Annotated in this window: 23 protein-coding genes; 9 read left to right on the top strand and 14 right to left on the bottom strand. The window is 40.8% G+C overall.

The features are described 5' to 3' along the window. Positions 1–134: 134 nt before the first annotated feature. The gene (locus tag EHQ64_RS19005; RefSeq protein ID WP_135651384.1) at positions 135–380 is read left to right on the top strand and encodes a hypothetical protein; all 246 of its coding nucleotides are present in this window, start codon (positions 135–137) and stop codon (positions 378–380) included. Between the two features lie 6 nt (positions 381–386). On the opposite strand, the gene EHQ64_RS19000 is transcribed toward EHQ64_RS19005, so the two are convergent. Genes EHQ64_RS19000 through EHQ64_RS18985 form a run of 4 tightly spaced genes read right to left on the bottom strand, consistent with a single transcriptional unit; the run spans position 387 to position 3762 of the window. After that, on the bottom strand, positions 387–1241 hold the full coding sequence (locus EHQ64_RS19000; protein ID WP_135651383.1) for a sulfurtransferase: 855 nt from the start codon (positions 1239–1241) through the stop codon (positions 387–389). After that, complete coding sequence (locus EHQ64_RS18995) at positions 1199–2080, bottom strand: NmrA family NAD(P)-binding protein (RefSeq protein ID WP_135651382.1); 882 nt, start codon at positions 2078–2080, stop codon at positions 1199–1201. Before EHQ64_RS18995 ends, EHQ64_RS19000 begins: the two co-directional genes overlap by 43 nt. Beyond that, complete coding sequence (gene thiM, locus EHQ64_RS18990; RefSeq protein WP_135651381.1) at positions 2077–2868, bottom strand: hydroxyethylthiazole kinase; 792 nt, start codon at positions 2866–2868, stop codon at positions 2077–2079. Before thiM ends, EHQ64_RS18995 begins: the two co-directional genes overlap by 4 nt. A 39-nt stretch (positions 2869–2907) precedes the next feature. Beyond that, positions 2908–3762, bottom strand: coding sequence for a class I SAM-dependent methyltransferase (locus EHQ64_RS18985; protein ID WP_135651380.1), 855 nt, complete (start codon positions 3760–3762; stop codon positions 2908–2910). Positions 3763–4124: 362 nt separating this feature from the next. On the opposite strand from EHQ64_RS18985, the gene EHQ64_RS18980 reads away from it, so the two are divergent. Then, a complete protein-coding gene (locus EHQ64_RS18980) occupies positions 4125–4370 on the top strand; it encodes a hypothetical protein (RefSeq protein WP_135651379.1) in 246 nt (81 codons plus the stop codon). A 63-nt stretch (positions 4371–4433) separates the two neighbouring features. Here the strand turns inward: EHQ64_RS18980 and EHQ64_RS18975 are convergent, their stop codons facing one another. Both EHQ64_RS18975 and EHQ64_RS18970 read right to left on the bottom strand, forming a co-directional pair. Further along, complete coding sequence (locus tag EHQ64_RS18975; protein WP_135651378.1) at positions 4434–4991, bottom strand: YbhB/YbcL family Raf kinase inhibitor-like protein; 558 nt, start codon at positions 4989–4991, stop codon at positions 4434–4436. Between the two features lie 77 nt (positions 4992–5068). Next, complete coding sequence (locus EHQ64_RS18970) at positions 5069–5908, bottom strand: helix-turn-helix transcriptional regulator (RefSeq protein WP_135651377.1); 840 nt, start codon at positions 5906–5908, stop codon at positions 5069–5071. A 106-nt stretch (positions 5909–6014) separates the two neighbouring features. On the opposite strand from EHQ64_RS18970, the gene EHQ64_RS18965 reads away from it, so the two are divergent. Further along, positions 6015–6578 carry a penicillin-binding protein activator LpoB gene (locus EHQ64_RS18965; RefSeq protein WP_135651376.1) on the top strand — a complete coding sequence of 188 codons (564 nt, stop codon included), beginning with the start codon at positions 6015–6017 and terminating at the stop codon, positions 6576–6578. A 2-nt stretch (positions 6579–6580) separates the two neighbouring features. Here EHQ64_RS18965 and EHQ64_RS18960 read toward each other — a convergent pair whose 3' ends face one another. Continuing rightward, positions 6581–7909, bottom strand: a complete 1329-nt coding sequence (locus EHQ64_RS18960; protein ID WP_135651375.1) for a COG3014 family protein — start codon at positions 7907–7909, stop codon at positions 6581–6583. A 460-nt stretch (positions 7910–8369) separates the two neighbouring features. On the opposite strand from EHQ64_RS18960, the gene EHQ64_RS18955 reads away from it, so the two are divergent. Continuing rightward, entirely contained in the window at positions 8370–9311 is a 942-nt protein-coding gene (locus EHQ64_RS18955) for a family 2A encapsulin nanocompartment shell protein (protein WP_135651374.1), read from the top strand. Beyond that, positions 9298–10998: a family 2A encapsulin nanocompartment cargo protein cysteine desulfurase gene (locus EHQ64_RS18950; protein WP_135651373.1), complete on the top strand. Its 1701-nt coding sequence runs from the start codon at positions 9298–9300 to the stop codon at positions 10996–10998. The genes EHQ64_RS18955 and EHQ64_RS18950 overlap by 14 nt, the downstream gene beginning before the upstream one ends. Before the next feature lie 41 nt (positions 10999–11039). On the opposite strand, the gene epsC is transcribed toward EHQ64_RS18950, so the two are convergent. Beyond that, positions 11040–11939, bottom strand: coding sequence for a serine O-acetyltransferase EpsC (epsC, locus tag EHQ64_RS18945; RefSeq protein WP_135651372.1), 900 nt, complete (start codon positions 11937–11939; stop codon positions 11040–11042). A 277-nt stretch (positions 11940–12216) separates the two neighbouring features. On the opposite strand from epsC, the gene EHQ64_RS18940 reads away from it, so the two are divergent. Further along, entirely contained in the window at positions 12217–13617 is a 1401-nt protein-coding gene (locus tag EHQ64_RS18940) for an OmpP1/FadL family transporter (RefSeq protein WP_135651371.1), read from the top strand. A 105-nt stretch (positions 13618–13722) separates the two neighbouring features. Here the strand turns inward: EHQ64_RS18940 and EHQ64_RS18935 are convergent, their stop codons facing one another. Both EHQ64_RS18935 and EHQ64_RS18930 read right to left on the bottom strand, forming a co-directional pair. Then, positions 13723–14031 (bottom strand): hypothetical protein, encoded by a 309-nt coding sequence (locus tag EHQ64_RS18935; protein ID WP_135651370.1) that lies wholly within the window; start codon positions 14029–14031, stop codon positions 13723–13725. A 232-nt stretch (positions 14032–14263) separates the two neighbouring features. Further along, positions 14264–17002 carry a PAS domain S-box protein gene (locus tag EHQ64_RS18930; protein WP_135651369.1) on the bottom strand — a complete coding sequence of 913 codons (2739 nt, stop codon included), beginning with the start codon at positions 17000–17002 and terminating at the stop codon, positions 14264–14266. Positions 17003–17106: 104 nt separating this feature from the next. Here EHQ64_RS18930 and EHQ64_RS18925 point away from each other — a divergent pair, with 104 nt between their 5' ends. Then, complete coding sequence (locus EHQ64_RS18925) at positions 17107–17913, top strand: enoyl-CoA hydratase-related protein (RefSeq protein ID WP_135651368.1); 807 nt, start codon at positions 17107–17109, stop codon at positions 17911–17913. Positions 17914–17928: 15 nt separating this feature from the next. Here the strand turns inward: EHQ64_RS18925 and EHQ64_RS18920 are convergent, their stop codons facing one another. Then, complete coding sequence (locus EHQ64_RS18920) at positions 17929–18246, bottom strand: hypothetical protein (protein WP_135651367.1); 318 nt, start codon at positions 18244–18246, stop codon at positions 17929–17931. Positions 18247–18415: 169 nt separating this feature from the next. On the opposite strand from EHQ64_RS18920, the gene EHQ64_RS18915 reads away from it, so the two are divergent. Further along, the gene (locus EHQ64_RS18915; protein WP_135651366.1) at positions 18416–18685 is read left to right on the top strand and encodes a hypothetical protein; all 270 of its coding nucleotides are present in this window, start codon (positions 18416–18418) and stop codon (positions 18683–18685) included. 56 nt (positions 18686–18741) lie between these two features. Here EHQ64_RS18915 and EHQ64_RS18910 read toward each other — a convergent pair whose 3' ends face one another. The 3 genes from EHQ64_RS18910 to leuC form a co-directional block, all read right to left on the bottom strand. Further along, complete coding sequence (locus tag EHQ64_RS18910) at positions 18742–19662, bottom strand: lysophospholipid acyltransferase family protein (RefSeq protein WP_135651365.1); 921 nt, start codon at positions 19660–19662, stop codon at positions 18742–18744. 125 nt (positions 19663–19787) lie between these two features. Beyond that, a complete protein-coding gene (leuD, locus tag EHQ64_RS18905; protein WP_135651364.1) occupies positions 19788–20414 on the bottom strand; it encodes a 3-isopropylmalate dehydratase small subunit in 627 nt (208 codons plus the stop codon). Beyond that, entirely contained in the window at positions 20411–21814 is a 1404-nt protein-coding gene (gene leuC / locus EHQ64_RS18900; RefSeq protein ID WP_135651363.1) for a 3-isopropylmalate dehydratase large subunit, read from the bottom strand. Before leuC ends, leuD begins: the two co-directional genes overlap by 4 nt. Before the next feature lie 96 nt (positions 21815–21910). On the opposite strand from leuC, the gene EHQ64_RS18895 reads away from it, so the two are divergent. Continuing rightward, a complete protein-coding gene (locus tag EHQ64_RS18895; RefSeq protein WP_135651362.1) occupies positions 21911–22807 on the top strand; it encodes a LysR family transcriptional regulator in 897 nt (298 codons plus the stop codon). The last annotated feature ends 13 nt before the right edge of the window (positions 22808–22820 follow it).

Here is a 22820-nt window from a genome sequence, read left to right as displayed (position 1 = left end):
GCTGCAAGAACGCGAATGAGGGATAAAATTTTTTCCTTCTGTAGTATGAAATTTTTTATGATCTCATTCGGAATTTTATAAGTGAGCCGTCTATTCTTCCATAAGCATCGTTTCGTTTTTTTGAGGAAAAAATCATGCAAGGTAAGATTGCCGGTATCAATGAAAAGCTAAATAGGATCATCATCCAAACCGAGTCAGGTTATACTTTCGGGATCGGGAACACCGAATACATGAAATTAAATCAGCTTATAGCAGGAGATCTAAGAAGTAATTCTGCAGAGATCCTCACTAATCTAAGTGCAGGCGACGATTTCGTTTTGGATATAGAAGCATATGATTGTTCTAAAGAAGTGGCTCTCGTTCTTCTAAACGGAGATTGATTAGCACTATACTTGATCCTTGGGGCGATTTGGGTCCTTTCCCCATTCGTTCCAAGATCCGTCATAAACGGAAATATCCTCTCTTCCTAAAATCCCCAAAGCGGTTACCACGACCGTCGCAGAAACTCCTCCATTACAATAACATATGATCTTTTCAGGTAATGAATGGATATCCACTCCAACATTTTGAAAGGAGATTTGTAGTTTATCCTTAGATAAAAATTTTCCAGTGTTAGGATCGGTTAAACTTGTATGAGAAATGTTGATTGCTCCTGGAATAAAACCTTTTGCAAAAACTTCAGGACGTCTTCCATCCAATAGAAGTGTATCTGAAGATCTGAATTGCACCTGATCCGCACTCTTCTTTAAGTAAGGATGAGGGACTGCTATAAAATTTTTTCTATCATACTTTGGAACGGAAGTGTCCGCAGGTTTTCCTTCCCGAACCCAATTCGCAAAACCTCCGTCAAGGATCTTTGCTTTTGTATGGCCATAGTATCTCAAGGCCCAAACCAAACGACTAGAGAACATTCGATTATGATCATCATAAGCTACAACGGTCGTTTCATTCGAAATTCCGAGAGAACTCATAAGCTCTGAGAATTTTTCAGGAGAAGCCAGATTGACCGGAACAGGATCCTCCAAATCCACAATATCCTTAGTCCAGTCTATGAAAACCGCCCCTGGAATATGGCTCACTGCATACAATTCCGGTTCTGAATGATATCTAGGCTCCGTAGATTCGACTCTCCCTCTAATATCAACGATCCGAATATTCGGATCTTGTAAATGTTCGAAAAGCCAATCGGAGCCGACGATCATAGAGAATCTAATTTGGGTTTTAGCACCCGTTTTCCCCATAACTCCACTGTAGTCGGAGTGGTTGTTTCGGAACTACGGATCCCTTCTACTTCTCTGGGAAGATGCATAGAGCGGTAAATATCAGTATATCCTTCAGCAGCAGCCTTTGTAACTCCTTTGGAGACTAGATCCTCATAAAAGTTTTCCAGAGGAATATAATTATATTTTAATGTGGATCCTACTGCATCGCTCAATCTTTTTGCTGCGGCTTCAAAAGTAAGATCTTCCGCTCCATGAAGAATATGGATCTTCTTTCCTTTCCAATTCCTGTGCAAAAGATAATCGGCGGCTACGTCCGCAATATCCGAAGTAGCGATAAAAGCAACCTCTCTGTCCGCAGGGATCGGGAATGTGATCGTTCCTTTTGATTTAAGATCAGAGATCTGAGTAAGAAGATTCTCTAAGAAAAAACCGGGACGAAGATGGACAACATTCGCATCCGTTTGGTTCAAATATTCTTCCACATGAACGATGCCGTCCGCGACTCCGGCCTCTACCACTTCCGGAATGATCGTAGAGATATTAACTACGAATTCGATGCCGTTCTTTTGAACCGCATTAGATACGCTCTTCCCGTAGAGTTTATACCATCCATGTACATCTTCGGTCTTCTTATTTCCCGGGTTCAGCCAGTATAAAGCTTTCGTACCTTTGGTCGCCTCTAAGATGAAATTTTCGTCTTCCAAGGCTCCTTGTTTTATGATCACTCTTTCTCTAATTGACGGATCCAATTTCTGGGGGCTTCTGGTTAGTACTGTAACTTCCTGCCCGGATCCCAAAAGTTTAGGCAGGAGGAATTTACCTATATTTCCCGTAGGAACTGCAACAGTAATACTCATGCTGAAATTGTACTAAGCTCGTCCAAGAACGCTACTGCGAAACTTCCTGTGCCGGAGGATCTTTCGGCAGCTCTTGAACCTGCGATCGCAAAAACCGCGGAAGCGGAAACGGCTGCACGAAGAGCATCTTTTTGTACACCTAAGAAAGAAGCGATGAGTGCTCCGAGAGAACATCCGACTCCTGTCACCTTGGTCATTAGAATATGGCCTCCTGGAACCGCTACAGTCTCTTTTCCGTCAGTGATATAATCTACTTCTCCACTGATCGCTACGACTGCTCCTGTGTTTTGAGCTAATTCCTTAGCGAGTGGAAGTGCATCGGAAGAGACGGCAGTAGAATCTACACCTTTTCCTCCGCCTACAGCTCCAGCTAATGCGAGGATCTCTGAAGCGTTTCCTCTAATAACAGTGGGTTTATGTTGAAGAAGATCTTTTGCGATCTCAGTCCTGTAGCTAAGAGCTCCGACTGCAACCGGATCCAAAACCCAAGGTGTTCCTGCTTTTTGTGCCGCGATCGCAGCTTTCTTGATCGCCTTCGCATCAAAACTATTGATCGTTCCTACATTGATAAGAACTCCACCTGCAATAGCCGCGAAATCGGAAACTTCTTCTTCCGCGATCACCATCGCAGGAGAGGCTCCCGCTGCTAATAGAACGTTTGCAGTCCAGTTGGTGACCACAATATTTGTGAGAACATGAGTAAGAGGCGCATGTTTACGGACCTCTGCTAAGTCGGATACTACCTCAGGGGAAGGCCAGGTTTTTTGGGTTAATTCTGCGGTTGTCATATTTTATTCTCCTAATATAATAAAAACTTAAAATTTAATTTATTCTTTCAATAAGCTCAGTGCTAATAGTTGCGGAAGATCTCCTTGTCCACCTTCTACCACTTTTATCAATTTGAATCCTGCGGATAAAAATGTATTGATCACGTCCGAGATCGGCCTATGCCAAGCTCCGACCTTACTTCTTACCGTACCTTTCAGGATATTCGGCTCTACAAATCTGGATTGATTGTATCCCGGTTTCTGTAAAATTTCACCCTCGGAAAGAGGTTCTGAGAAAGCCCCATAAAAACAAGGATGGACCCCGATATCCACATATCTTCCGCCAGGAGCAAGCACTCTAAAAATTTCCTTAGCTGACTTTTCTAAATTCTCCCAATCCGTAGTCGTAAAAGTGCTATATGCGGATCGGACTGAACTATCTGAAATTGGAAGCTCTGCAGAATCTCCCAAAACTACAGGGAGTCTTTTGGAAGCGATCCTCAATTGATCTTGAGAAAGATCCACACCGATCGGTTCGTATCCTAATTCCTTAGAGATTTCCGCAGCGAGTCCGGTCCCACAACCTATATCTAAAACAATCCCTTCTCCTTTTCCGAGCAAGGATCTCAAAATGGAATAGGCAGAATTTGCAAGGTCACCTCTATTTTGTCCGTCTTGCATCACTGAATCATACCATTCTGCCAAACCTTCATAGCGGGCCTTGGATATTCCTAGATTTGGTTTGGAGAAGATAGGGCTTTTGCCTGCTTCCCCTTTGGTAAGATGGAAGAATCCGTTCTGGAAAGGGTAATCCAGGCCCAAACGAGGGTTATGGGCAACCTGTCTTTCTTCATTCCAGATCAAATTTCCCTTATCCGAAGGGTCCGCTAATATATTTTGCAGTATATCTAACATATTGAATTATATTATAATATAACAGAAGTGGCCAAAAAGGAAGAATGAGTCAAACTTTTTTTATCTAAACAATCAGAAATAGGATCATTAAAAATTAACATAGGATCTTAAGAAGAATTCGGGTTAGTGTATCTTAATTAAGCGCGCATAACGTGTGCCCTATATCAAATATGATATGAGATACATTTTTAGGAAATAAATTTCTGTTACCTAAGAGACTGATGGGCTTTGGTCGGGGACTTAACAGTTGTGGAAATTTTTTTTGCGAATTTTTTCAAAAATGTAGGACATAGTGTAGAGATTACATCTCAGATCCGTCTACTTTCTTAATTACTTTGGTCTAGTTTCATTAGGGAGGAATAATGAACGGTAGGATTGCTGGAATCAATGAGAAGTCGAATCGTATGATCATACTAACTGACTATGGATATACATTCGGAATTTGTAATGTAGATTATATGCAGTTGGATAATGTGATCGCAGGCGAGCTGAGAAGTAACGGCACTGAATTATTAACAAATATTACTTCTGGTGATGATTTTGTATTGGATATAGAAGCTTACGATTGTTCCAAAGAAGCGGCGCTTTCTTTGTTGAACGCAGACTGAAATTAAGTATTAGAACATTTATATAGAAAGAAGCCGGATATTTCACCGGCTTCTAAAAAAGGATTATCTTCCGTATTTAGCGGTAAGTTTTCCTTCTGCAAGTTTTAAGGAGTTGATATAAAATCCAACCAACGCTCCGGAAGCTTCCGAATCCAGATCGATCTTATCTTTTAATGCAAAAACCTTAAAGATGTAACGGTGAGGTTTGTCTCCTTTAGGAGGGCATGGACCACCATAACCTGGTTTTCCGAAATCGGTTCTACCTTGCACTGAACCTGCAGGAAGAGGGCCTTTATCATTTCCGGCTTTTGCAGGTAGACTTGTTACGGTTGCAGGAATATTGATCACAGTCCAATGCCACCATCCGCTGCCGGTAGGAGCATCCGGATCATATACGGTTACAGCAAAAAATTTAGTGTCCTTTGGAGCGCCTGACCATTGCAAGTCGGGGGAAACGTTTTCGCCAGAACATCCAAATCCGGAAAACACATGAGTGTTTGTGATCAGGCCGCCTTCTTTAAGCGCTGAACTGGTAACTTTCAGATCTCCCGCGAATGCGGATCCCGCAAAGAATAAAACACCGAGCAAAATACCGTTTTGGAACGATAGGAATCTCTTCATAAAACCTCCGAGTTCTTAGCGATGCAGGATAACATACAAACTCTTTGGATCATTCCAAATTTTCTAAAAAATAGGGCTTATGTCCTGGCCCGATCAAGGATTGTGCCGTTCCGATCACGGGAAGTTTCCCTTCTCAAAACTGTAGGAGAATAACCGAATCTGTCCCTAAAACGCACCGCAAATCTAGACGCAGACTCGTAACCTGCTTGTTTTGCGATCTCACCTATATTTCGATCGGTAGCCTGTAATAATGAAAGTGCAAAAGACATTCGGACATCGATCAATATTTCAGAGAAGGAAACGAGTTCCGCCGCAAGTTTTCTACGTAATGTAGCCTCGCTCATTTCGAGTAACTCTGAGATCTCAATGGCCGACCAATCTTTCGCAGGATTTGCGCTTAGTAATGTTCTTACTTTCTGCGATACATTTGTAGGAGAGGGGACTTTGAATTTTTTCCCGTATTCACCAAGCCAGATTAGAATTTCTGTGACCCGATGGATCGAGATCTGCTCGGATATGTTTTGGTTTGTTGTAATCGATTCTGCTGCCAAACGAAATGCTTCTGCAAATCCGGAACCTAAGGAAGAAAGTTTAAACGCCGGATCTATTTCTTCTAAATTTTGTTCTATAGGTTTGTAATTTCGGATTACGTTTGGATGGAATGCGATCCATACTGCTTCGAATTCTCCTTCGAAGGGACGATTGATCACATCGAATGCTTGGCCTCCCGCAATCGCTACGGCTTCTCCCGCATGAATATCGAATTCCAAACCGTTTTGTTTCAGGCTTTTGGTCCCTTTTTTGATATATACCAAAGTGGGAAGATCTGTGACTACTCTCGCCAGATACAATTCTCTTTTTTGGATCACTGTGGCCGTGAGTCCGACCCCTTCTTTAGATAGAATAGAACGTTTCATAAGATCATTTCAGGTTTTGATTTAGACTGACACTTTCGACACTCTTGGCAAGATTTTTGTTTTTTGCTTTTCCTAATTTTAGGTCCGGATACATTTCATCCTAAGTATGAAGTCCTACCTATTTTGGTCCTTAACTGCATTCTTTCTCTATCAATGTGCAAGTGTGGAATATCGGGATCCCGAAACCTTAGAAGGTACCAGACAATGGGGAGTCAAAGAGGTTCGAGAGACTGTCCAGAATATGAGCGGGTCTCTTTCCGACTATTATCAAAAAGATAGTACAAAAGGATATATAGAACTTCAGAAATTTAAGAACAATACTTCGGAACATATTGATACAAAGATCTTGGCAAACGAGATCAGCACGAATCTGACAGCACGCAAAATCCCGTTTGTGGATATTTCCCAAAGAAAAGCCTCTTTGGATGAGATTACTCTGAACAAGACCGGGTTAACCTCTTCCGATACTAAATTAGATTTTGGAAAATTAAAATCTCCTTCCTACCGTTTGAGTGGAGAATTGAATGATCTAGTCAATTATGAAAGAGGGAAGAAGATCCAATATATTCTGATCACACTTAGGCTCACTAGTGTGGAATCGAATGTGATCGTATGGCAGGCGGATAAAAAATTCCTTAAGATCAGCGATACGGAAGGTTACGGCCTCTAATACTAATTATTTGAAACGTCCGACTTTTTCTCCTCTTCTATTTGATCCGGATAAAAACCGATGGTTACAGGGATCTTTCCGAAACTAGTTAAAACCGAAATATCTTTTTGGCGTTTTTTATCCTGTATTTTAGGAAAACGTAAACTTTTCTTTGAAAAACTAAGCCATACATATTCAGGAAGGAAGCGAACGAATCTATAGTCGGAAGAAACATCCAGATCCTTTGAAAATTCTTCTCTTGAAGTAGCGACCGCGTCGTCTATCATTTTGGCGGCAAGTTGTACTCCACTGATCGCAATTAATGCACCGAATCCGACAGCTTCTCCAGAATTTGCCTGCGCGCCTAAATAAGCGATCCCTCCTCCTACACCTACGATCAAAGTTCCTACAAGAATACTCCCTGTTATTTTGGCCGTGAGAATGGACGCCTGTTTGGCTGTGCTAAAAGTGACTAACTGAAAATATTTGGAATCATCTATGATTTCATGCATAGAATTGTCCCGATCCAAATGTCTTTGATACCAGTTTGGAGTAGAAGGTCCTAAAAGGAGTTTGTCTTGGTTCCCATCTAAATCGGACCAGGAGAGCTCACTTCGATTTCCCCTAAACCGAAAATTTAATTTTCTGAGCCCTCTCACGAAGTTTAAGTTCGCTTCGGGATCCATAAAGGGTTCAGGACCGGCTCCACCGAATACTAGTAATACTTCTTTGGGAGGTTGGTCGGAATATGCATATTGTCTTAGCCATCCGGTTTTTGGAGATAATCGTAAGGCAGCTCGAAAATCAATTTTGGCATCCTGCCATTCTCCGCAAGCGGTCCATAAGACTCCGAGTAGGATCCTTAATGTAGGATCATCAAATTGGCCTTCTGCGCTCCATTCCCCATTCAATAAGTTAGCAGCGTATCTTGCCTCTACTAAGGCTTCTTCATATTGTTCTTTTTTTGCGTAATAGAATCCGAGTAATATGTGTAGATAAATGATCTCCGCCTCGGAGGCGTAATAACCTTCCGGAGTTTCCATATAGAAGAAGGAGCGAAGCTCTCTACTCGCGCTGAACCTAAGCCTGGATTTATTTTCTTCCGCTAGATCCTGTAACTTGGAAATATTCTTTTCTCCTGCAAATAGGCCGATCGTCGCTTTTTCTAATACGGTGATAAAACTACCGCTTTCTCCGGAAGGAAACTCCTTTAAGGCGGATTTTGGGTCCGCTTTGGTCCATTCGTTCTTTGCCGGAATATAATCTTCTCTCTTGAGAAGGGAACTACAGGAAATACAAAGACTTAAGAGGAAAAGAAGGATTGCGCCTGATTTTTGGGGCTTATTTTTCATGAATAAAGGTGAGCTGTATTCTTACTTCTTGTGAGTAGAAGGAAATCAAAAATTAGAAGGGAAACTTTTATTTTCTTAATTCTTTAGGATGGAAAACCGTTCTTTTTGGGAAATAAACTGTCCGAAATTTCCATCTAGACGGATTCATTTACTTCACATAACTTTTCCTTTCGTTTTATTGTACTTATGAAGAAAGAAATTTACTTCGATCTTCGTTTTTACCCATTTCCATTTTAATTTCCGAAAAAATAAAAAAGTATTTTCCAATTTCCTTTCTTATCGAATACCAACAGGAACGAATGTTTCGATCTATTTCGGTCCATACAATTTGTTTAATATACTTATAACTGATATAAGTATATTAAACCTTATATGTTCCTGGGACGAAATCCAATGACTCGTTCTTTTTGCGTATATAAAGATTACGGATCGAAACATTTAATATATAGGAGTCCACCACATGGCTGAAAATACCGGTCTGCAACATTCGCTCGGGGATAATGCGGCACGAAAGCTTGCAAATACCACAAAAACACAGGCACAATACGAATTAATCACTCCCAGATGGCTTGTTCGTCTATTGGATTGGAAACCTTTAGAGTCAGGAACTCTTAGGGTCAACCGAGTCAAAGACAATAGTTCCGTCGAAGTTCTTTGCGGGCAGAAAGACGAACAACCCCTTCCTGAAACCTTCGTAGATTACGAAGAGAAACCTAGAGAATATACGTTAAGCGCTATTTCTACGGTTTTAGATGTACACACAAGAGTATCAGATCTTTTTAGCAATCCATACGATCAAATCCAAGAGCAACTTAGATTGACTATCGAAAGTGTAAAGGAACGCCAAGAACACGAACTTATCAATAACGATGATTATGGTCTATTGAAGAATGTTCCTAAAAAACAAAGGATCCAAACTAGAAAAGGAGCTCCTACACCGGATGATCTGGACGAACTGATCTCCAAGGTTTGGAAAGAGCCTTCTTTCTTCTTAGCTCATCCTCTTGCGGTTGCCGCATTCGGTAGAGAATGTACTCGTAGGGGAGTTCCGCCGGCTACAGTGTCTTTATTCGGCGCTCAGTTTTTAACTTGGAGAGGTTTGCCTATCATTCCTACGGATAAACTTTTAGTAGGGGGAGAATCTTCTCCTAAAACTCCGGGCGGAACTACGAATTTCCTTCTTTTAAGAGTAGGAGAGAAGAAACAAGGTGTGATCGGATTGTATCAACCTGGTTTACCTGGAGAACAAACTCCTGGACTTTCCGTTCGTTTTATGGGGATCAATCGTTCTGCAATTGGCTCTTATTTAATCTCTCTTTATTGCTCTGCTGCGGTTCTTACAGATGATGCGATCGCTGTATTAGAAAACGTTGATGTAGGCAATTATTATGAGTACAAGTGATTTTTTTCCGGAAGTCCCAGGGGAATTTTCGGATCTGAAAGGTGGGACTCCTCCTTTGGATCCGAATCTGATCGCTGAGTGGTCCAAAAATTTATTTGGACCGCTTTCGAGCGGAGGAAGTGTGGATGAACTCGTTTTATCTTCTTCCAAGATCCCAAATGAGATCCCGGCTTCCTCCGATACGATCCTTTCTCAAGCCGGGCCTGTTTCAGGAACGAAACCGAACATTTCTCCAAGCGGGTATTCCAGGATTGTAGAAGATATCCCTGGTAGAAATCTACCTTCTTACCCTGGAGGGCTGAACGTTCCGGGTGGTCTTCCTGGGCAAAACTCTCTTTCTAGTTTTTCCTTTTTGGAAGATTTTAGGCGTTTGGATGCCGGAGCAGGCAATTTGAATATTGCGGATCCGTTTAGTTTTAATCCTAGTCTTGTTCCTTCTTTCGATTTATCTTCCGGTAATCTGGATTTAAGTTATGCAAGGAATGATTTTCCGATCCTTCAGGAAAAAGTAAACGGTAGGAACTTGGTATGGCTGGACAATGCGGCCACGACTCATAAACCTCAGGCAGTCATAGATCGGATCTCTTATTTTTACAAACATGAGAATTCGAATATTCATAGAGGAGCCCATACTTTAGCCGCGAGAGCGACTGATGCCTATGAAGCAGCTCGTGATAAGGTAAAGGGTTTCTTGAATGCTTCTTCTTCCGAAGAGATCGTTTTTGTTCGAGGAGCTACAGAGGCGATCAATCTAGTCGCTTCCACTTGGGGAAAGAAGAATATCGGAAAAGACGATGAGATACTTATTAGCTGGTTGGAACATCACGCGAATATAGTTCCTTGGCAGATGTTATGCTCCGAAAAAGGAGCCAAGCTAAAAGTGGTTCCAGTGGACGAGACCGGGCAGATCATTTTGAGCGAGTATCAAAGGCTTCTGACACCTAAGACTCGTTTGGTTGCATTCACTCAAGTATCCAATGCTCTCGGCACGGTTACACCGGTAGAAACTATGGTGGAACTTGCACATAAACAAGGCGCCAAAGTCCTAGTAGATGGAGCACAAGCTGTATCTCATATGCCTGTGGATGTACAAGCCTTGGATTGTGACTTCTATGTATTTTCGGGTCATAAGGTATTTGCTCCTACAGGGATCGGTGTTCTTTTCGGCAAAAAGGAAATTTTGGATTCTATGCCCCCTTGGCAAGGTGGAGGAAATATGATCCAAGATGTAACTTTTGAAAGAACGGTTTATCAACCTGCTCCATTTCGTTTTGAGGCGGGGACCGGGAATATTGCGGATGCAGTAGGACTAGGTGCTGCCATTGATTATTTAAACCAATTCGGAATGACCCGAATTGCAGAATACGAGCATTCTCTTTTAGAATACGGTACCAAAGAATTAAAGAAAGTTCCCGGAGTAAAACTCATCGGCACTTCTGCAGATAAAGCAGGAGTATTATCCTTTATTCTGGAAGGTTTTAAAACGGAAGATGTAGGAAGATATCTCGCACAGGAAGGGATTGCAGTTAGATCAGGGCATCATTGCGCTCAACCTATCCTAAGAAGATTCGGTTTGGAAAGCACAGTTAGGCCTTCTTTAGCATTTTATAATACTTGCGAAGATATAGATGCTCTTATCCGTGCTCTTTACGATTTGGTAGGAGGTAGGACTTCCGGACCTCTTTGATCGAAGACTACTTGTAAATCGGGTCCGTTTTAGAAATTTGATCAGATGGAAAAATCGATCACATTATCCAATTCTTTGGAATTTCTGACTCGGACCTCGTTTTTCTGATATACTACCGAAAACGGCGGAACGCTATGAGTAAGCCATGTGTTCCCCCCTATAATACTGTTCCTACCTATGACTGTATCTCCTCCTAGAATGGTTGCGCCGGCATAGATGATCGTATTTTCTTCTATAGTAGGATGTCTTTTTACACTCGCCAAACTTTTACTCACAGATAATGCTCCAAGGGTAACTCCCTGATAGATCTTTACATTATCTGCAATTTCAGAAGTCCCTCCGATCACGATCCCAGTGCCATGATCCATAAAGAATGATTTTCCGATCTTTGCCCCAGGATGGATATCTATTCCTGTTTTCTCATGAGCATATTCACTCAGCATTCTAGGAAAGATCGGTATCTGCAAACGATGAAGCACATGAGCGACTCTATGCACTGCAATTGCATAAAATCCAGAGTAGGCGAGTATAACTTCTTTTACTGACTCTGCAGCGGGATCACCTTCATAAGCAGCGATCGCGTCTTTCCAGATCAGATCATATAGAAGAGGAAGTTCTTTCTTAAAGTTAGATAAGATCTGATTGATGTCTAAAGAGGAATTGGTGCCGGTCAGATACGGTTGAAGTTTCTTCTTTGCATCTAAAAGGAAACGAGAGATCCCGTCTTCCACTTGTGTTCTATCCTTAAAGTTCAGATCGGAAAAAAAACCTGCGAATAAAATATCGAATAGTTCTCGGATAAATTCTCCAGCAACTTGGCGCCCTCCGTAACGATGTGGGTCCTCGTTTTGTTTTCTATATATGGAATCCAAAAAGTTTTGGTATGGTTCGTCCGAAGTCGGATCTATGATCTGTTTTCCGTTCCTTTCTTGGATGCTCATCCGATACTCCCTTTTGGATTTCAAATCTGCAAAATCCGCTATAATAGAGATATTTCCCAAAGATTTCTTTAAAAATCTATAATAATTTTAATATATTGAATTTTATTCCGTTTTAACTCTTATATTTCTGCTCAATATTTAATAATACTGTGATCCATGATAGTATATTGGGGGCAATTTCTATTTTATATCCGTTTTATTGGAATTAATGAGTGCTATGATGAACCCATTTGATCTATTTCAGGTAGATTGTTTTGCCAAGGGGGAAGATGAAAGTATGCGAAAATATTCGCTTTTTATAATATTCATCGTAGGTTCTTTATTCGTTAGCGGAGATATATTTGCCATAGACGGGTTATATTTTAATGCGATCAATTCCAGATATCTGGGGCTCGCAGGTGCGGGTTATGCATTAGGTGGGTCTCCTGTGGATGTCGCTTTGAACCCTGCAAACTTGTCCTTGGTAAAAGGTAAAAAGCTGGAATTCGGTTTAGGGGCTTCCCTGATCCAAAATAGATATAGAGATCGTTTCCAAGATCCGAATCCTGAGCTCGCGTATGATAATGATAAATCGTCTAACGTAGTAGGGCCAGGGCCTTATATCGCGTTTAAACTTCCGGTTACTGAAACGATAAACTACGGAATTACTTTTTATGTTCCTGGCGGAGCCTCGGGCGGGGTGGATAAGATCACAAGGAATACTCCTACCGGAGAATCGGTGAATCAATGGGCCGATGTCAATTTGCCTGGGCCTCTTGGAAATTCAAAGCAGATCAAAGAATCTAATTCGAATACATTTGCGGTATTCAAACTGGTGAACGGATTATCTGTTAAGTTCGGGAATTTATCCTTAGGTGGAAGTGTAGAACTTGCCTATGGAACCCAAAAATTAAATCAAAAATATTATGATATAACAGGGAACATTGAGATCCCAGGACAAGGTTATTATTATGAAAGCGGTAAAAACGCATTTGCTTTAGGAGGGATCTTAGGCGCGAATTATTCCTTCTCCGATTCTTTCCGAGTCGCTTATGCATACCAATCTCATGTAGGAATTCCTCTCAACGGTGGTTATAGTATTGGGACGAATGATCCGAATTATTATCGTAAGACCGGAGTTTCTTATACATTCGATCTCCCTGAAAAACACGTATTAGGTTTTGCTTTCGGACCTGAAAATCTGAAATTCGCTTTGGACTTTGTTTATACCAATTACGGTTCTTATTTAAGAAAGGCGAACCAAACCTTGGAAGATCCTTGGCTTCCTACTCCACTCGGAAAAACGGGGTCTGCAGATGCCCATCTGAACTTTAGGGATCAATGGGCGGTCATTTTAGGTGTAGAATATAAGGCTTCCAGCTCTTGGATATTAAGAGGAGGATATTCTTATAATTCCCCATTAGTAAAAAGTAATGCACTTGGAGGAACTACCGGAGGATTTTTCTCTCTTACCGATATAGTGTCCGCTGGTTTCAGCTATCTATTCGATTCCTGGAGTTTGGATGTAGCAGTAAGTTATAATATTCCTAGAAAGACCATAGAGGGCGGGAAAGGTACTGATTGGGATCTTTCTCATGCTGTGGGAAGTGTGGGGAATGCGAATTTAACAGGCTATTCTTATAATGCAAGGGCTGGGATCCCTTCTTTTAATATTGGAGCTGTTAAATCATTCGATTGATATGATATTATCTCGAAGGGCCGATTTTTTCGGCTCTTTAAATATTACCGGGTTTATGGATATTCTTTAAGAATATCTTAAGTCCGGCTCGATTTTATCCCTCTCTTAGTAGACCAAATTTTTCAATTGTTGGAATACTGAACCTGCGTGAGCCCTGAGATATAAGGCATAACCGCTTGTCAGCAGACTCAATACAATTGGAAGAAATTTGAAAAACTTACTTTTCGCAAAAGAGAACAGTATGAACGCAGGAAATACTCCTACGATCGGAATGATCGATCCTATTAATAGGAAAAGATAAAACAACCAAAAGGAAGCGATTTGCTCCTCTTCCGGTTTTGCTGTTCTGTACTTTAGCGGTTTCTGAGGTTGGGCTCTTGAGTGAACCACAGCCCCGGAGGTTTGCATTTTCATTCGGAATTTTTCATCCGATTTCTGGCTTCTGTCCATACTTAGAGTGTAGATCTTTTTGGAGAATAGAGCAATCCGAATCGTTCTCTTTTTTTAAGATAAAGATCTTTCAGGAAATGTAAAATCTTTATAAAGGGCTGAAATTTGTTGAAAACTGGAGAATTTGAAATGAAAGTAATTTAGAAGATATGATTGCGTAGGAATTCCTACTAAAACGTAAGTTTTCGTAGATTGTTCAATTTATGGGTTTCATAGAAGGTTGTAATTCTATGATCATTTTTGTTCCCTTATCCAATTCGCTTTCCGCATAAATTTTTCCGTTCAATGCTTCTACTTGGGATTTGGTCAAAAATAATCCGACACCTCTTGCGTCAGGATGCCTATGAAATGTCTTATGAAGTCCGAATAATTTACTTTGGTATTTTTTTAGATCGATCCCGAGCCCATTATCTTCTACAATTAAGAAATTCTTTCCGTCTGATATCTTAGTTCTGATATCTATTTTGGGAACTCTACTCGAAGATCTATATTTGATGGAATTAGAGATCAAATTCAAGAGAATACTCTCTAAATACGCCTTATCATATTCGTATTCTTCCAACTCGGAAAAATCATATCGGATCTCTGTAGAAGTCTCTAATATCTGTCCCTCTAATATTCTAAGGATCTTTTTTAATACTGGATCGAAACGGATCGTTTCTATTTTTCGTTTAGTTCCTTCTTGGATCTTTAATACTTCTACTAAACTATCCAATGTTTCCTGAAGATAGTCTACGGAGATCTTGAATTTACTTACTAAGGAAAGGATCTCTTCTTCCGATTTTGCCTCTTCTACTAATTCTACCAAGGAGATTAGATTACTTGTGGGAGCTCGTAGATTATGAGAAGTGATATGTGCGTAGTTCAGTAATTGAGCGTTCTTTCTTCCGAGTTGTTCTGCCAAAGTTTCCAATTGCACTTTCGTATCTTCCAGTCTTTCTAGATATTCCTGAGCGCCTGAGACATCTGTGCCGATCCCTAAGAAACCAGTTAGTTCTGATTCAAGTCCTTTAACTGGAGTGATGATCATTTGTGCAGGAAATGTAGAACCGTCTTTTCTTCTATATTTCCAAATTCTAGAATCGTAGGATTCTCTTTTGGCTACTTCGCTGAATATATCGAATCCTTTAATTTCCTTTTTATAAATGGAACTTAATTCTTCTCCTCTTCTTGCAGAATCTTCCGCGTCGTGTAGGATCTCAGTGGTGTATTTTCCTATGATCTCGTCCTCAGAGTATCCGAAAAGATTTTCTGCTCCCTTGCTAAAAACGGTTACTACACCTTTTAGATCGGTTTTGATAATTGCGACTTGGGTTGCGGAATCCAAGATCTGTTTCATTTCATAATTGATCGCAAGTAGAGATTGTTCCGCGTTTTTCTTTTCAGTAATATCTTCTATTTGAGAAACGAAATATAAAAATTTGCCGAATTTATCGTGAACTGGAGACACACTCAGATTGATCCAGATGATAGAACCGTCCTTTTTAAAGTATCTTTTCTCCATTTTATAAGACTCGATCGCTCTATCTAAGATCTGTCTTACATACTCCAGATCTTTTTCCAGATCCTCAGGGTGAGTGATATCCTGGAAGGTTAGGGAGAAAAATTCAGTTTCGGAATATCCGAGCATTTCACAAAGTTTTCGGTTTACCTTTAGCCATTTCCCTTCCTCGGAAACGACCGCCATTCCGATCCCGTTGTTTTCGAATGCTCCTCGGAACATAAGCTCGCTTAAGACTAAATTGTCTTCGATCCTTCTTCTTTCCTCTATATCCTGAAAGATCCCGAACAAACGTACACATCTTCCTTCCGAGATCTCAGCATGTCCGATAGTGCGAACCCATCTGGATTCTGAAGAGAGCGGAGAGATTTGAATATCTATATCGAAGCCGATCCCGGAATGGATCGCGCTTTCTATCGCCAATGTCATTCTGGATTTATCTTCGCCTTCTTTTGCGAATTTGATAAAGTCTTCCAACTTCGGAGAATAGTTTTCGGGGACTTCGAAAATTTCTTTGGTCTTCTTACTCCACAGCATCTTCTCGAATATAAAATCGATTTCCCAGGTCCCAACTTTTGCGATCTCGTTGATCCTGGCTAAATTATCCTGGACTTTTTTGGATTCTTCATCTGCAGCTTTGATCTGTGTGATGTCCCAATTTGTTCCGATCATCTGGATCGGATTCCCTTCCGAATCACGGAATACCGCGGCGATTGCCTTGATATAATGTACTGTTTTGTCCGGCCATACGATCCTGAATTCCGTGTCGAATTCCTTTCTCCCGGCAACTGCATTATAAAAATCTTCTATAGCTTTTGTTTTGTCTTCCGGGTGTAAGGATTTTTCCCAGGCCTCATAAGCTCCCGTAAATTCATCTTTCGTAATGCCATAAAGATTATACATTTCTTCGTCCCAGACTAGGACGTTCTTTAATAGGTCTAGATCCCAGATCCCTACATTGGCGGCTTTTGTGGCTAGTTTTAATCTTCGATTGGATTGTCTGAGAGATTCTTTATCCGCTTTAGGTTTTGTGATCTCTTGCAAAAGAAATATGAATTTTCCGGAAGAATTTTCAGAATTCTTTTTTTGTCGGATGCCTACCTTGAAGTATAAAAAATTCCCGTCGTCTCCGGCGATCTTTATCTCAAACGCGTCGGGAGAATTCCCGTTTTGAAGGGAATTCAACTCTTCTTCCAATTTGGATCTGTCCGCAGGATGGATTTTTGTCAAAAATAAAGCGAAAGATATTTCTGATTCGTTTAAACCTAGACGTTTAGAGAGTTGGGGAGGGATTTTAGTATCGTTTAAATTCTCAGATTCCCAAACGTAGGTATCCAATAATTCGGTTAGGAATTCTATCGTGTCGGATGTTTGGTTTTTTAAAGATTCGGGCAAAAGTTCGTCAGTTCCGAGTTTTTCTTCTTGTCTAGGCATATCGCAAAACTCGGTCGGCTAGGATACTAAACTGACGATTTAAGATGTCAAGACCAAACAAAAAAGTTCTTCCTGTATTCCTGGAATCCTAGAAATTTCAGAACATGTCCGAACTTCCTTTAATTACAAAAATTCATCCCGTCCCAGGCGGCCAAATTTTCGAGATCATTATGAATCGATCCGAGGTTCATAATGCAGTTAATAAGGAAATGGCAGATCTATTCTTAGAGGCCTGGAAAACTTTTCAGAAGAATGATGAGCTTACTGTTGCGATCTTGTATGGAGCAGGAGATAAAGCTTTTTGTTCGGGAGCAGATCTATCCGGTTTGGAGCGATTAGCGAATTTTTATCTAAACGATCAGCAAAAGGAAGAATATTCTAAGAATGATCCAGGACCATTGGGAGGCTCCAGGCTTATTCAAAAAAAACCTGTGATCACAGTGTCCCACGGTTATACATATGCAGGCGGCTTGGAATTATTCTGTCATGGTCATATTCGGATCGCGGAACCTCAGGCGATATTCTCAGTCGCGTGTAGAAGATGGGGAGTTCCATTGATCGATGGTGGTACTGTTTATCTTCCGAGATTATTAGGATGGGGAGCCGCATTACCATTGATCTTAACAGGGCAAAGGATCCGAGCGGAAAGAGCCTATCAATTGGGGTTAGTATGGGAACTTACAAAAAAAGGAAAAGGTTTAGAAAGAGCATTTTCGTATGCAACACAACTTTGCAGGCAACCAAAGGATGCAATGTTTGCGGACTTGGGTTCTGCGATTGATGGTTGGAGTTTATCCGTTCAGGACGCTTTGATTTTAGAAGCGAAAAACACCTATCCGGTAATGGAAAGTAAAAGTACGAAAGAAGGTGTGCAGAAGTTTCTGGATGGGGATCGATTTTGGTTCCGTTGAAAGTGTATTATTAATTTATAATTTCCAATGGGAAGGTCTTCCTAAATTATGAAATCTTCCTGCAGGTATATGAAAAGGGGTATGAGAGCCTCCTTGTCTATATGACGGAGGGACCTGTCTATAATTTCCAGGTTGCCGGTAATATCTATAGGACCTGTAATATCCGTTAGAATTGTTTGAGGTTAACTCATTACATTCCCAATAAGAACTGTGGCATGTTAAGGAATATTCCTGCCTTTCGTATTGTGAGAGACCCATACAATTCGATATCATTAAAAACAATATTGCTAAGATCAATTTTAGGGATAAGTTGTTTCTATTTTTGGTGATCATCTTTTAAAAACCGTCCCATCAAACCGTAAGACCTATCCAAGGTTCCCATTTATTTCGGAAATTGTATTGTTGATTCCTAAAGAAATGGCTCTTCTCCTAAAACCATTGCGGATCCAGATGAACCGGTTATTGTTTGCGGAATCTATTAGCAATCGTTTTGGAGAAATGTATGAAAGCCAAAAAAGGGATCTTGGTCTTACTTTTTATTTTAGCCGCATTAAATTTTACAAACTGCGACGCGTACAATGATCTGTATGGAACCGGAGGAGATGATAAAAAAGATAAGGGTCTATGTACTGCGGCAGCTGCGGTTTATTTAACTTGTTCGAATGAGAATCCGGGCTATGCGAATACTGCTTGTTCTTCTCAATATCTTTTAGCAGTGGCCGCTTGCGGTTACGGTGGTGGAAGCGGCGGCGGAGGTGGGGGAGGTTATTAAATCTTTCTCCAAGATTTTGATACGGATCCGGTTTTCGCCGGATCCGTATGGACGACTTAATTTTTTTCTGAAATAACTTCAACATTCCAATTTTTTAAATTACTGACTACATAATTCAAAAGAGTTTCTTGAGCCTTTCTGGGATCTTCTTTCGGATTGATGAGAGGTCCGAACTTCATATGGATCTTTCTGTCTCTATACAAACTTCCTAGGTCTTTCCAGACTTTACCGTTTTGCCAAAAATCGGTTTTGATCGCGAATGGTACTACAGGAACTCCTGCTCTTGCCGCTAATTTTACTGCTATAGAGTTGAATTCTGCTGTATTAAAGGTCCTTGTTCTGGTACTTTGCGGGAATACTACGATCGAAACCCCTTTTTTAAGAAGATTGGTGCCTTCTTCCAATACTTTCACCAAATCTTCTCTCGGATTATCTCTTCCTACAGCAATTGGATCTCTACTTCTCATAATGGGGCCGAAGTAACCTTTAATTAAACTTTCCTTAACTACGAAGGTAACTCTTCTATGAGGAACTAAGAAGTATGAGAAAACGAAGGTTTCTAAAACGCTCATATGATTTCCTGCAAATACGACCGGACCTTTTGGAGAGATCACATTCTGGATATCTTCTATTTGGAATTTTCCCTCACAACCTTCGAGTAGGTCTAGGATTCCACCTGATAATTCGATCCATCTAGGATCGAAAAATTTTCCATTGATCGCATCCTTTCTACCGATCATGATCTGTCGGAAATAACCGTATAAAAACGTGAGGTCCGAGCCGAAGAGTAGGCGATCCAAAAGCCATCTTTTTCGATCAGGTGGGGTAAGATAACGTAGGCTTACTCCTTCTCTTAATTCGATCGGGCTGCCCAACTCTTCTTTAGTCAGATCGTAAATCCCAGTCTTCTGTGCTGAATCAGGGATTTTAACGATAGGAGTTGTTATTTTATCGTGAATGGATTCGGTTAAACTCACTCTGGATTTCCTTTTGGAAAAGAATAGACGAACATATTAATTTCGCCTGAATTCTTTTCCAGTCAATAAAAGGTTTTTTGGTCCATTGTGCAGAGCACCGATCTCCCATTCTTTTTAGAACGGTTTCACCAACAAACTTCTAAAAACGGTCTCTTCTCGAACTGCCTCTTTTCAAATTCCAAGATCTCTTCCATTTTTTTGAAAGTAATGTCTATATCGTCCCATCCATTCTTGATCCGATTTAAAGAAGCCGGATCAAGATTGAATTTAAACTTTAGAGACCCTGCCTCTACCTCGAGTTGATCTAAATCAATCGATATCTCGGCGCCCGGGTTTTGAGACACCCAATCCTGCAAAATCTGGATTTCATTCGATGTCAAACGGATAAGAGCGATTCCGTTCTTTGCTGAGTTGATCGAGAAAATATCAGCGAAAGAAGGAGCGAGTATAGCCCTGAACCCGAAATCTGAAAGTGCCCAAGGTGCATGTTCTCTACTAGATCCACATCCGAAATTTTTTCCGGCTATAAGAACACTTGCGTGTTTGGAAATTTCCCTGTTCAAAATAAATTCCGGATCCGGGATATTTCCTTCTGGATCTAAATATCTCCAATCATGAAATAAATGTTTGCCGAAACCGTTTCGATCGATCAGTTTCATAAATTGTTTCGGAAGGATCTGATCCGTATCAATATCCTCTCTCGGAATTGAAACAGAAACTCCTTTATGTTTGGTCCAGATCTTCGGGCTCATGCTAATTTCCTCACATCTATAAATTTTCCAGTAACTGCGGCCGCTGCGGCCATGGCTGGGCTGACCAAATGTGTTCTTCCGCCTCTACCTTGTCTTCCTTCAAAGTTTCGATTGGAAGTGGACGCACATCTTTCTTTCGGTTGTAAAACATCATCATTCATTGCAAGGCAAAGTGAACATCCAGGTTCTCTCCATTCGAATCCTGCTTCTTTAAAGATGATGTCCAAACCTTCCGATTCGGCTTGTCGTTTTACTGCTCCGGAACCTGGGACCACCAAGGCCTGAACTTTAGGATGTACTTTCTTACCTCTCGCAACTTCTGCTGCGGATCTTAAGTCTTCGATCCTTGAGTTAGTGCAAGAGCCTATAAACACCTTGTCTATGGAAATATCTGACATGGAAGTCCCCGGTTCTAATCCCATATACTCCAATGCTTTTTTTGCTGTTTCCTTTTGGCTTTCATCAGAAAGTTTTTCAGGATCTGGTATGATCCCTCCGATCGGTAAAGATTGAGAAGGGTTGGTTCCCCAGGTTACCTGAGGTTCTATTTTAGAAATATCTAATTCTATAATTTTGTCGAATTCCGCATCCGGATCCGAAAAGAATGTTTTCCAATATTCTACCGCTCTTTCGAATTCTAGTCCTTTGGGGATCAGCTTTCTATTTTTTAAATATTCGAAAGTGATCTCATCCGGGGCGATCAAACTTGCTCTTGCCCCAGCTTCTATACTCATATTACAAAGGGTCATTCTTCCTTCCATGGAAAGTGAACTGATCCATTCTCCTGTATATTCCATGGTATAACCTCTTCCTCCTGAGGTTCCTATCTTGGAGATAAGTTCTAACACCACGTCTTTCGCACTGATGCCAAAGCCCGGTCTTCCTACAAAACGTACCAACATGGATCTTGATTTAGATTGTTTTAAAGTTTGAGTGGCAAGCACATGTTCTACTTCACTTGTTCCGATACCGAAAGCCAATGCACCGAATGCTCCATGAGTTGCTGTATGAGAATCTCCGCATACGATCACGGAAGCTGGGATGGTAAAACCTAACTCCGGTCCAAGCACATGCACGATCCCCTGATCCGGATTTTCCGGACCGAATAAACGGATCCCAAAATTTTTGCAGTTCTTCTCCATAGTATCTATCTGCAATCTGGAGATTGGTCCCGCAGCATCCCTGTTCTTACGATCTCTTGTGGAAACATTATGATCCACAACTCCGAATGTAAGATCCTTTCTTCTTACCACTCTATTCTTATTACGTAATCCTTCGAATGCCTGTGCGGAAGTCACTTCATGAAGAATATGCCGGTCCACATAAAGAATGGATTCCGAGTCTTTATTCTCCGAAATCGTATGCGCCTGCCAAATCTTATCGTATAGAGTCTGTCCCATATTTCCCTCTTGTAAAATAAGGTAGCAAATATTTTGATATAATGCAAATAAATTGGTTTTATAAAATATATAACTAAAAGTTATAAGTAGATTAGAATGGAATTCAGGCAGATAGTTTATTTTTTAGAAATTTCGGATTCAGGTACTTTTCAGAAAGCAGCATCCAGATTGGGTTTAACTCAGCCTGCTTTGTCCAAGCAGATCTATCTTCTGGAAAAAGAATTGGGTGTCACTGTATTGGAAAGAGGTGGAAGAGCAGTCCGTCTCACTCATGAGGGAGAAAAGTTTTACCAGTATTCTATTAGGATGAAGGAACTTTGGGAAGAGATCCATCAGAGTTTTTCCAAGGAAAATGATCTGAAAGGGAATTATTCCATTTCTGCAGGCGGGACAGTATCCGCTTGGATACTTCCTCAGATATTGAAGGATATCCTACAAAGAAGGTCAGGGCTTTCTCTTTCGGTGAGAGAAGGAGATGCTCAAGAAACAAAAGAATCCTTATTAAGGGGAGAAGTGGACTTGGGAATTTTGACAGGACCTGTCTCCGAACCTAGTTTGAACGTTTTGGAATTTCTTTCGGATAGGATCTGCCCGGTCGCATCTAAGGATCATCCTATCTTTCTAAAAAAGAAAATTAGAATAGAAGATCTAAAAAAACAATCCTTCGTTCTATTCCATTCTGGATCCGCTTTAAGAAAGGCAGTCGAAAAAAAGATCAAATCCTTTGAAAAAGAGATCCGACCAAAGATAGCAATGGAACTTAGAAGTGTGGAATCAGTCACTAAATCTTTAGAAGCGGGACTTGGGATCGGTTTTTTATCCGAATATTCCTTAACCCCTAAACTTAGAAAAATAAAATTCGAAGAATGGAATACTGAAAGAAAATTTTATATTTGTTATCGCAAAAGATCCGGTCCAGCTCTTGCGTTACTCGCTGAGGAAATTTTGAGATCTTCTAAAAAATGGGAATCCGAAAGGCCTTCTTTCGTTTGATCGAAAGAAGGCA

It is taken from the genome of Leptospira sarikeiensis (genome assembly GCF_004769615.1).
GTDB lineage: Bacteria > Spirochaetota > Leptospiria > Leptospirales > Leptospiraceae > Leptospira_B > Leptospira_B sarikeiensis.
The sequence above is the reverse complement of the archived record's forward strand: the minus strand, read 5'-3'. Positions and strand labels throughout refer to the sequence as shown.

What these genes read in the sequence shown, in the direction of transcription:
- EHQ64_RS19005 (WP_135651384.1), top strand. Translation starts at nt 135, where the DNA reads ATGCAAGGTAAGATTGCCGGTATCAATGAAAAGCTAAATAGGATCATC.
- EHQ64_RS19000 (WP_135651383.1), bottom strand. Translation starts at nt 1,241, where the DNA reads ATGGGGAAAACGGGTGCTAAAACCCAAATTAGATTCTCTATGATCGTC.
- EHQ64_RS18995 (WP_135651382.1), bottom strand. Translation starts at nt 2,080, where the DNA reads ATGAGTATTACTGTTGCAGTTCCTACGGGAAATATAGGTAAATTCCTC.
- thiM (WP_135651381.1), bottom strand. Translation starts at nt 2,868, where the DNA reads ATGACAACCGCAGAATTAACCCAAAAAACCTGGCCTTCCCCTGAGGTA.
- EHQ64_RS18985 (WP_135651380.1), bottom strand. Translation starts at nt 3,762, where the DNA reads ATGTTAGATATACTGCAAAATATATTAGCGGACCCTTCGGATAAGGGA.
- EHQ64_RS18980 (WP_135651379.1), top strand. Translation starts at nt 4,125, where the DNA reads ATGAACGGTAGGATTGCTGGAATCAATGAGAAGTCGAATCGTATGATC.
- EHQ64_RS18975 (WP_135651378.1), bottom strand. Translation starts at nt 4,991, where the DNA reads ATGAAGAGATTCCTATCGTTCCAAAACGGTATTTTGCTCGGTGTTTTA.
- EHQ64_RS18970 (WP_135651377.1), bottom strand. Translation starts at nt 5,908, where the DNA reads ATGAAACGTTCTATTCTATCTAAAGAAGGGGTCGGACTCACGGCCACA.
- EHQ64_RS18965 (WP_135651376.1), top strand. Translation starts at nt 6,015, where the DNA reads ATGAAGTCCTACCTATTTTGGTCCTTAACTGCATTCTTTCTCTATCAA.
- EHQ64_RS18960 (WP_135651375.1), bottom strand. Translation starts at nt 7,909, where the DNA reads ATGAAAAATAAGCCCCAAAAATCAGGCGCAATCCTTCTTTTCCTCTTA.
- EHQ64_RS18955 (WP_135651374.1), top strand. Translation starts at nt 8,370, where the DNA reads ATGGCTGAAAATACCGGTCTGCAACATTCGCTCGGGGATAATGCGGCA.
- EHQ64_RS18950 (WP_135651373.1), top strand. Translation starts at nt 9,298, where the DNA reads ATGAGTACAAGTGATTTTTTTCCGGAAGTCCCAGGGGAATTTTCGGAT.
- epsC (WP_135651372.1), bottom strand. Translation starts at nt 11,939, where the DNA reads ATGAGCATCCAAGAAAGGAACGGAAAACAGATCATAGATCCGACTTCG.
- EHQ64_RS18940 (WP_135651371.1), top strand. Translation starts at nt 12,217, where the DNA reads ATGCGAAAATATTCGCTTTTTATAATATTCATCGTAGGTTCTTTATTC.
- EHQ64_RS18935 (WP_135651370.1), bottom strand. Translation starts at nt 14,031, where the DNA reads ATGAAAATGCAAACCTCCGGGGCTGTGGTTCACTCAAGAGCCCAACCT.
- EHQ64_RS18930 (WP_135651369.1), bottom strand. Translation starts at nt 17,002, where the DNA reads ATGCCTAGACAAGAAGAAAAACTCGGAACTGACGAACTTTTGCCCGAA.
- EHQ64_RS18925 (WP_135651368.1), top strand. Translation starts at nt 17,107, where the DNA reads ATGTCCGAACTTCCTTTAATTACAAAAATTCATCCCGTCCCAGGCGGC.
- EHQ64_RS18920 (WP_135651367.1), bottom strand. Translation starts at nt 18,246, where the DNA reads ATGATCACCAAAAATAGAAACAACTTATCCCTAAAATTGATCTTAGCA.
- EHQ64_RS18915 (WP_135651366.1), top strand. Translation starts at nt 18,416, where the DNA reads ATGAAAGCCAAAAAAGGGATCTTGGTCTTACTTTTTATTTTAGCCGCA.
- leuD (WP_135651364.1), bottom strand. Translation starts at nt 20,414, where the DNA reads ATGAGCCCGAAGATCTGGACCAAACATAAAGGAGTTTCTGTTTCAATT.
- leuC (WP_135651363.1), bottom strand. Translation starts at nt 21,814, where the DNA reads ATGGGACAGACTCTATACGATAAGATTTGGCAGGCGCATACGATTTCG.
- EHQ64_RS18895 (WP_135651362.1), top strand. Translation starts at nt 21,911, where the DNA reads ATGGAATTCAGGCAGATAGTTTATTTTTTAGAAATTTCGGATTCAGGT.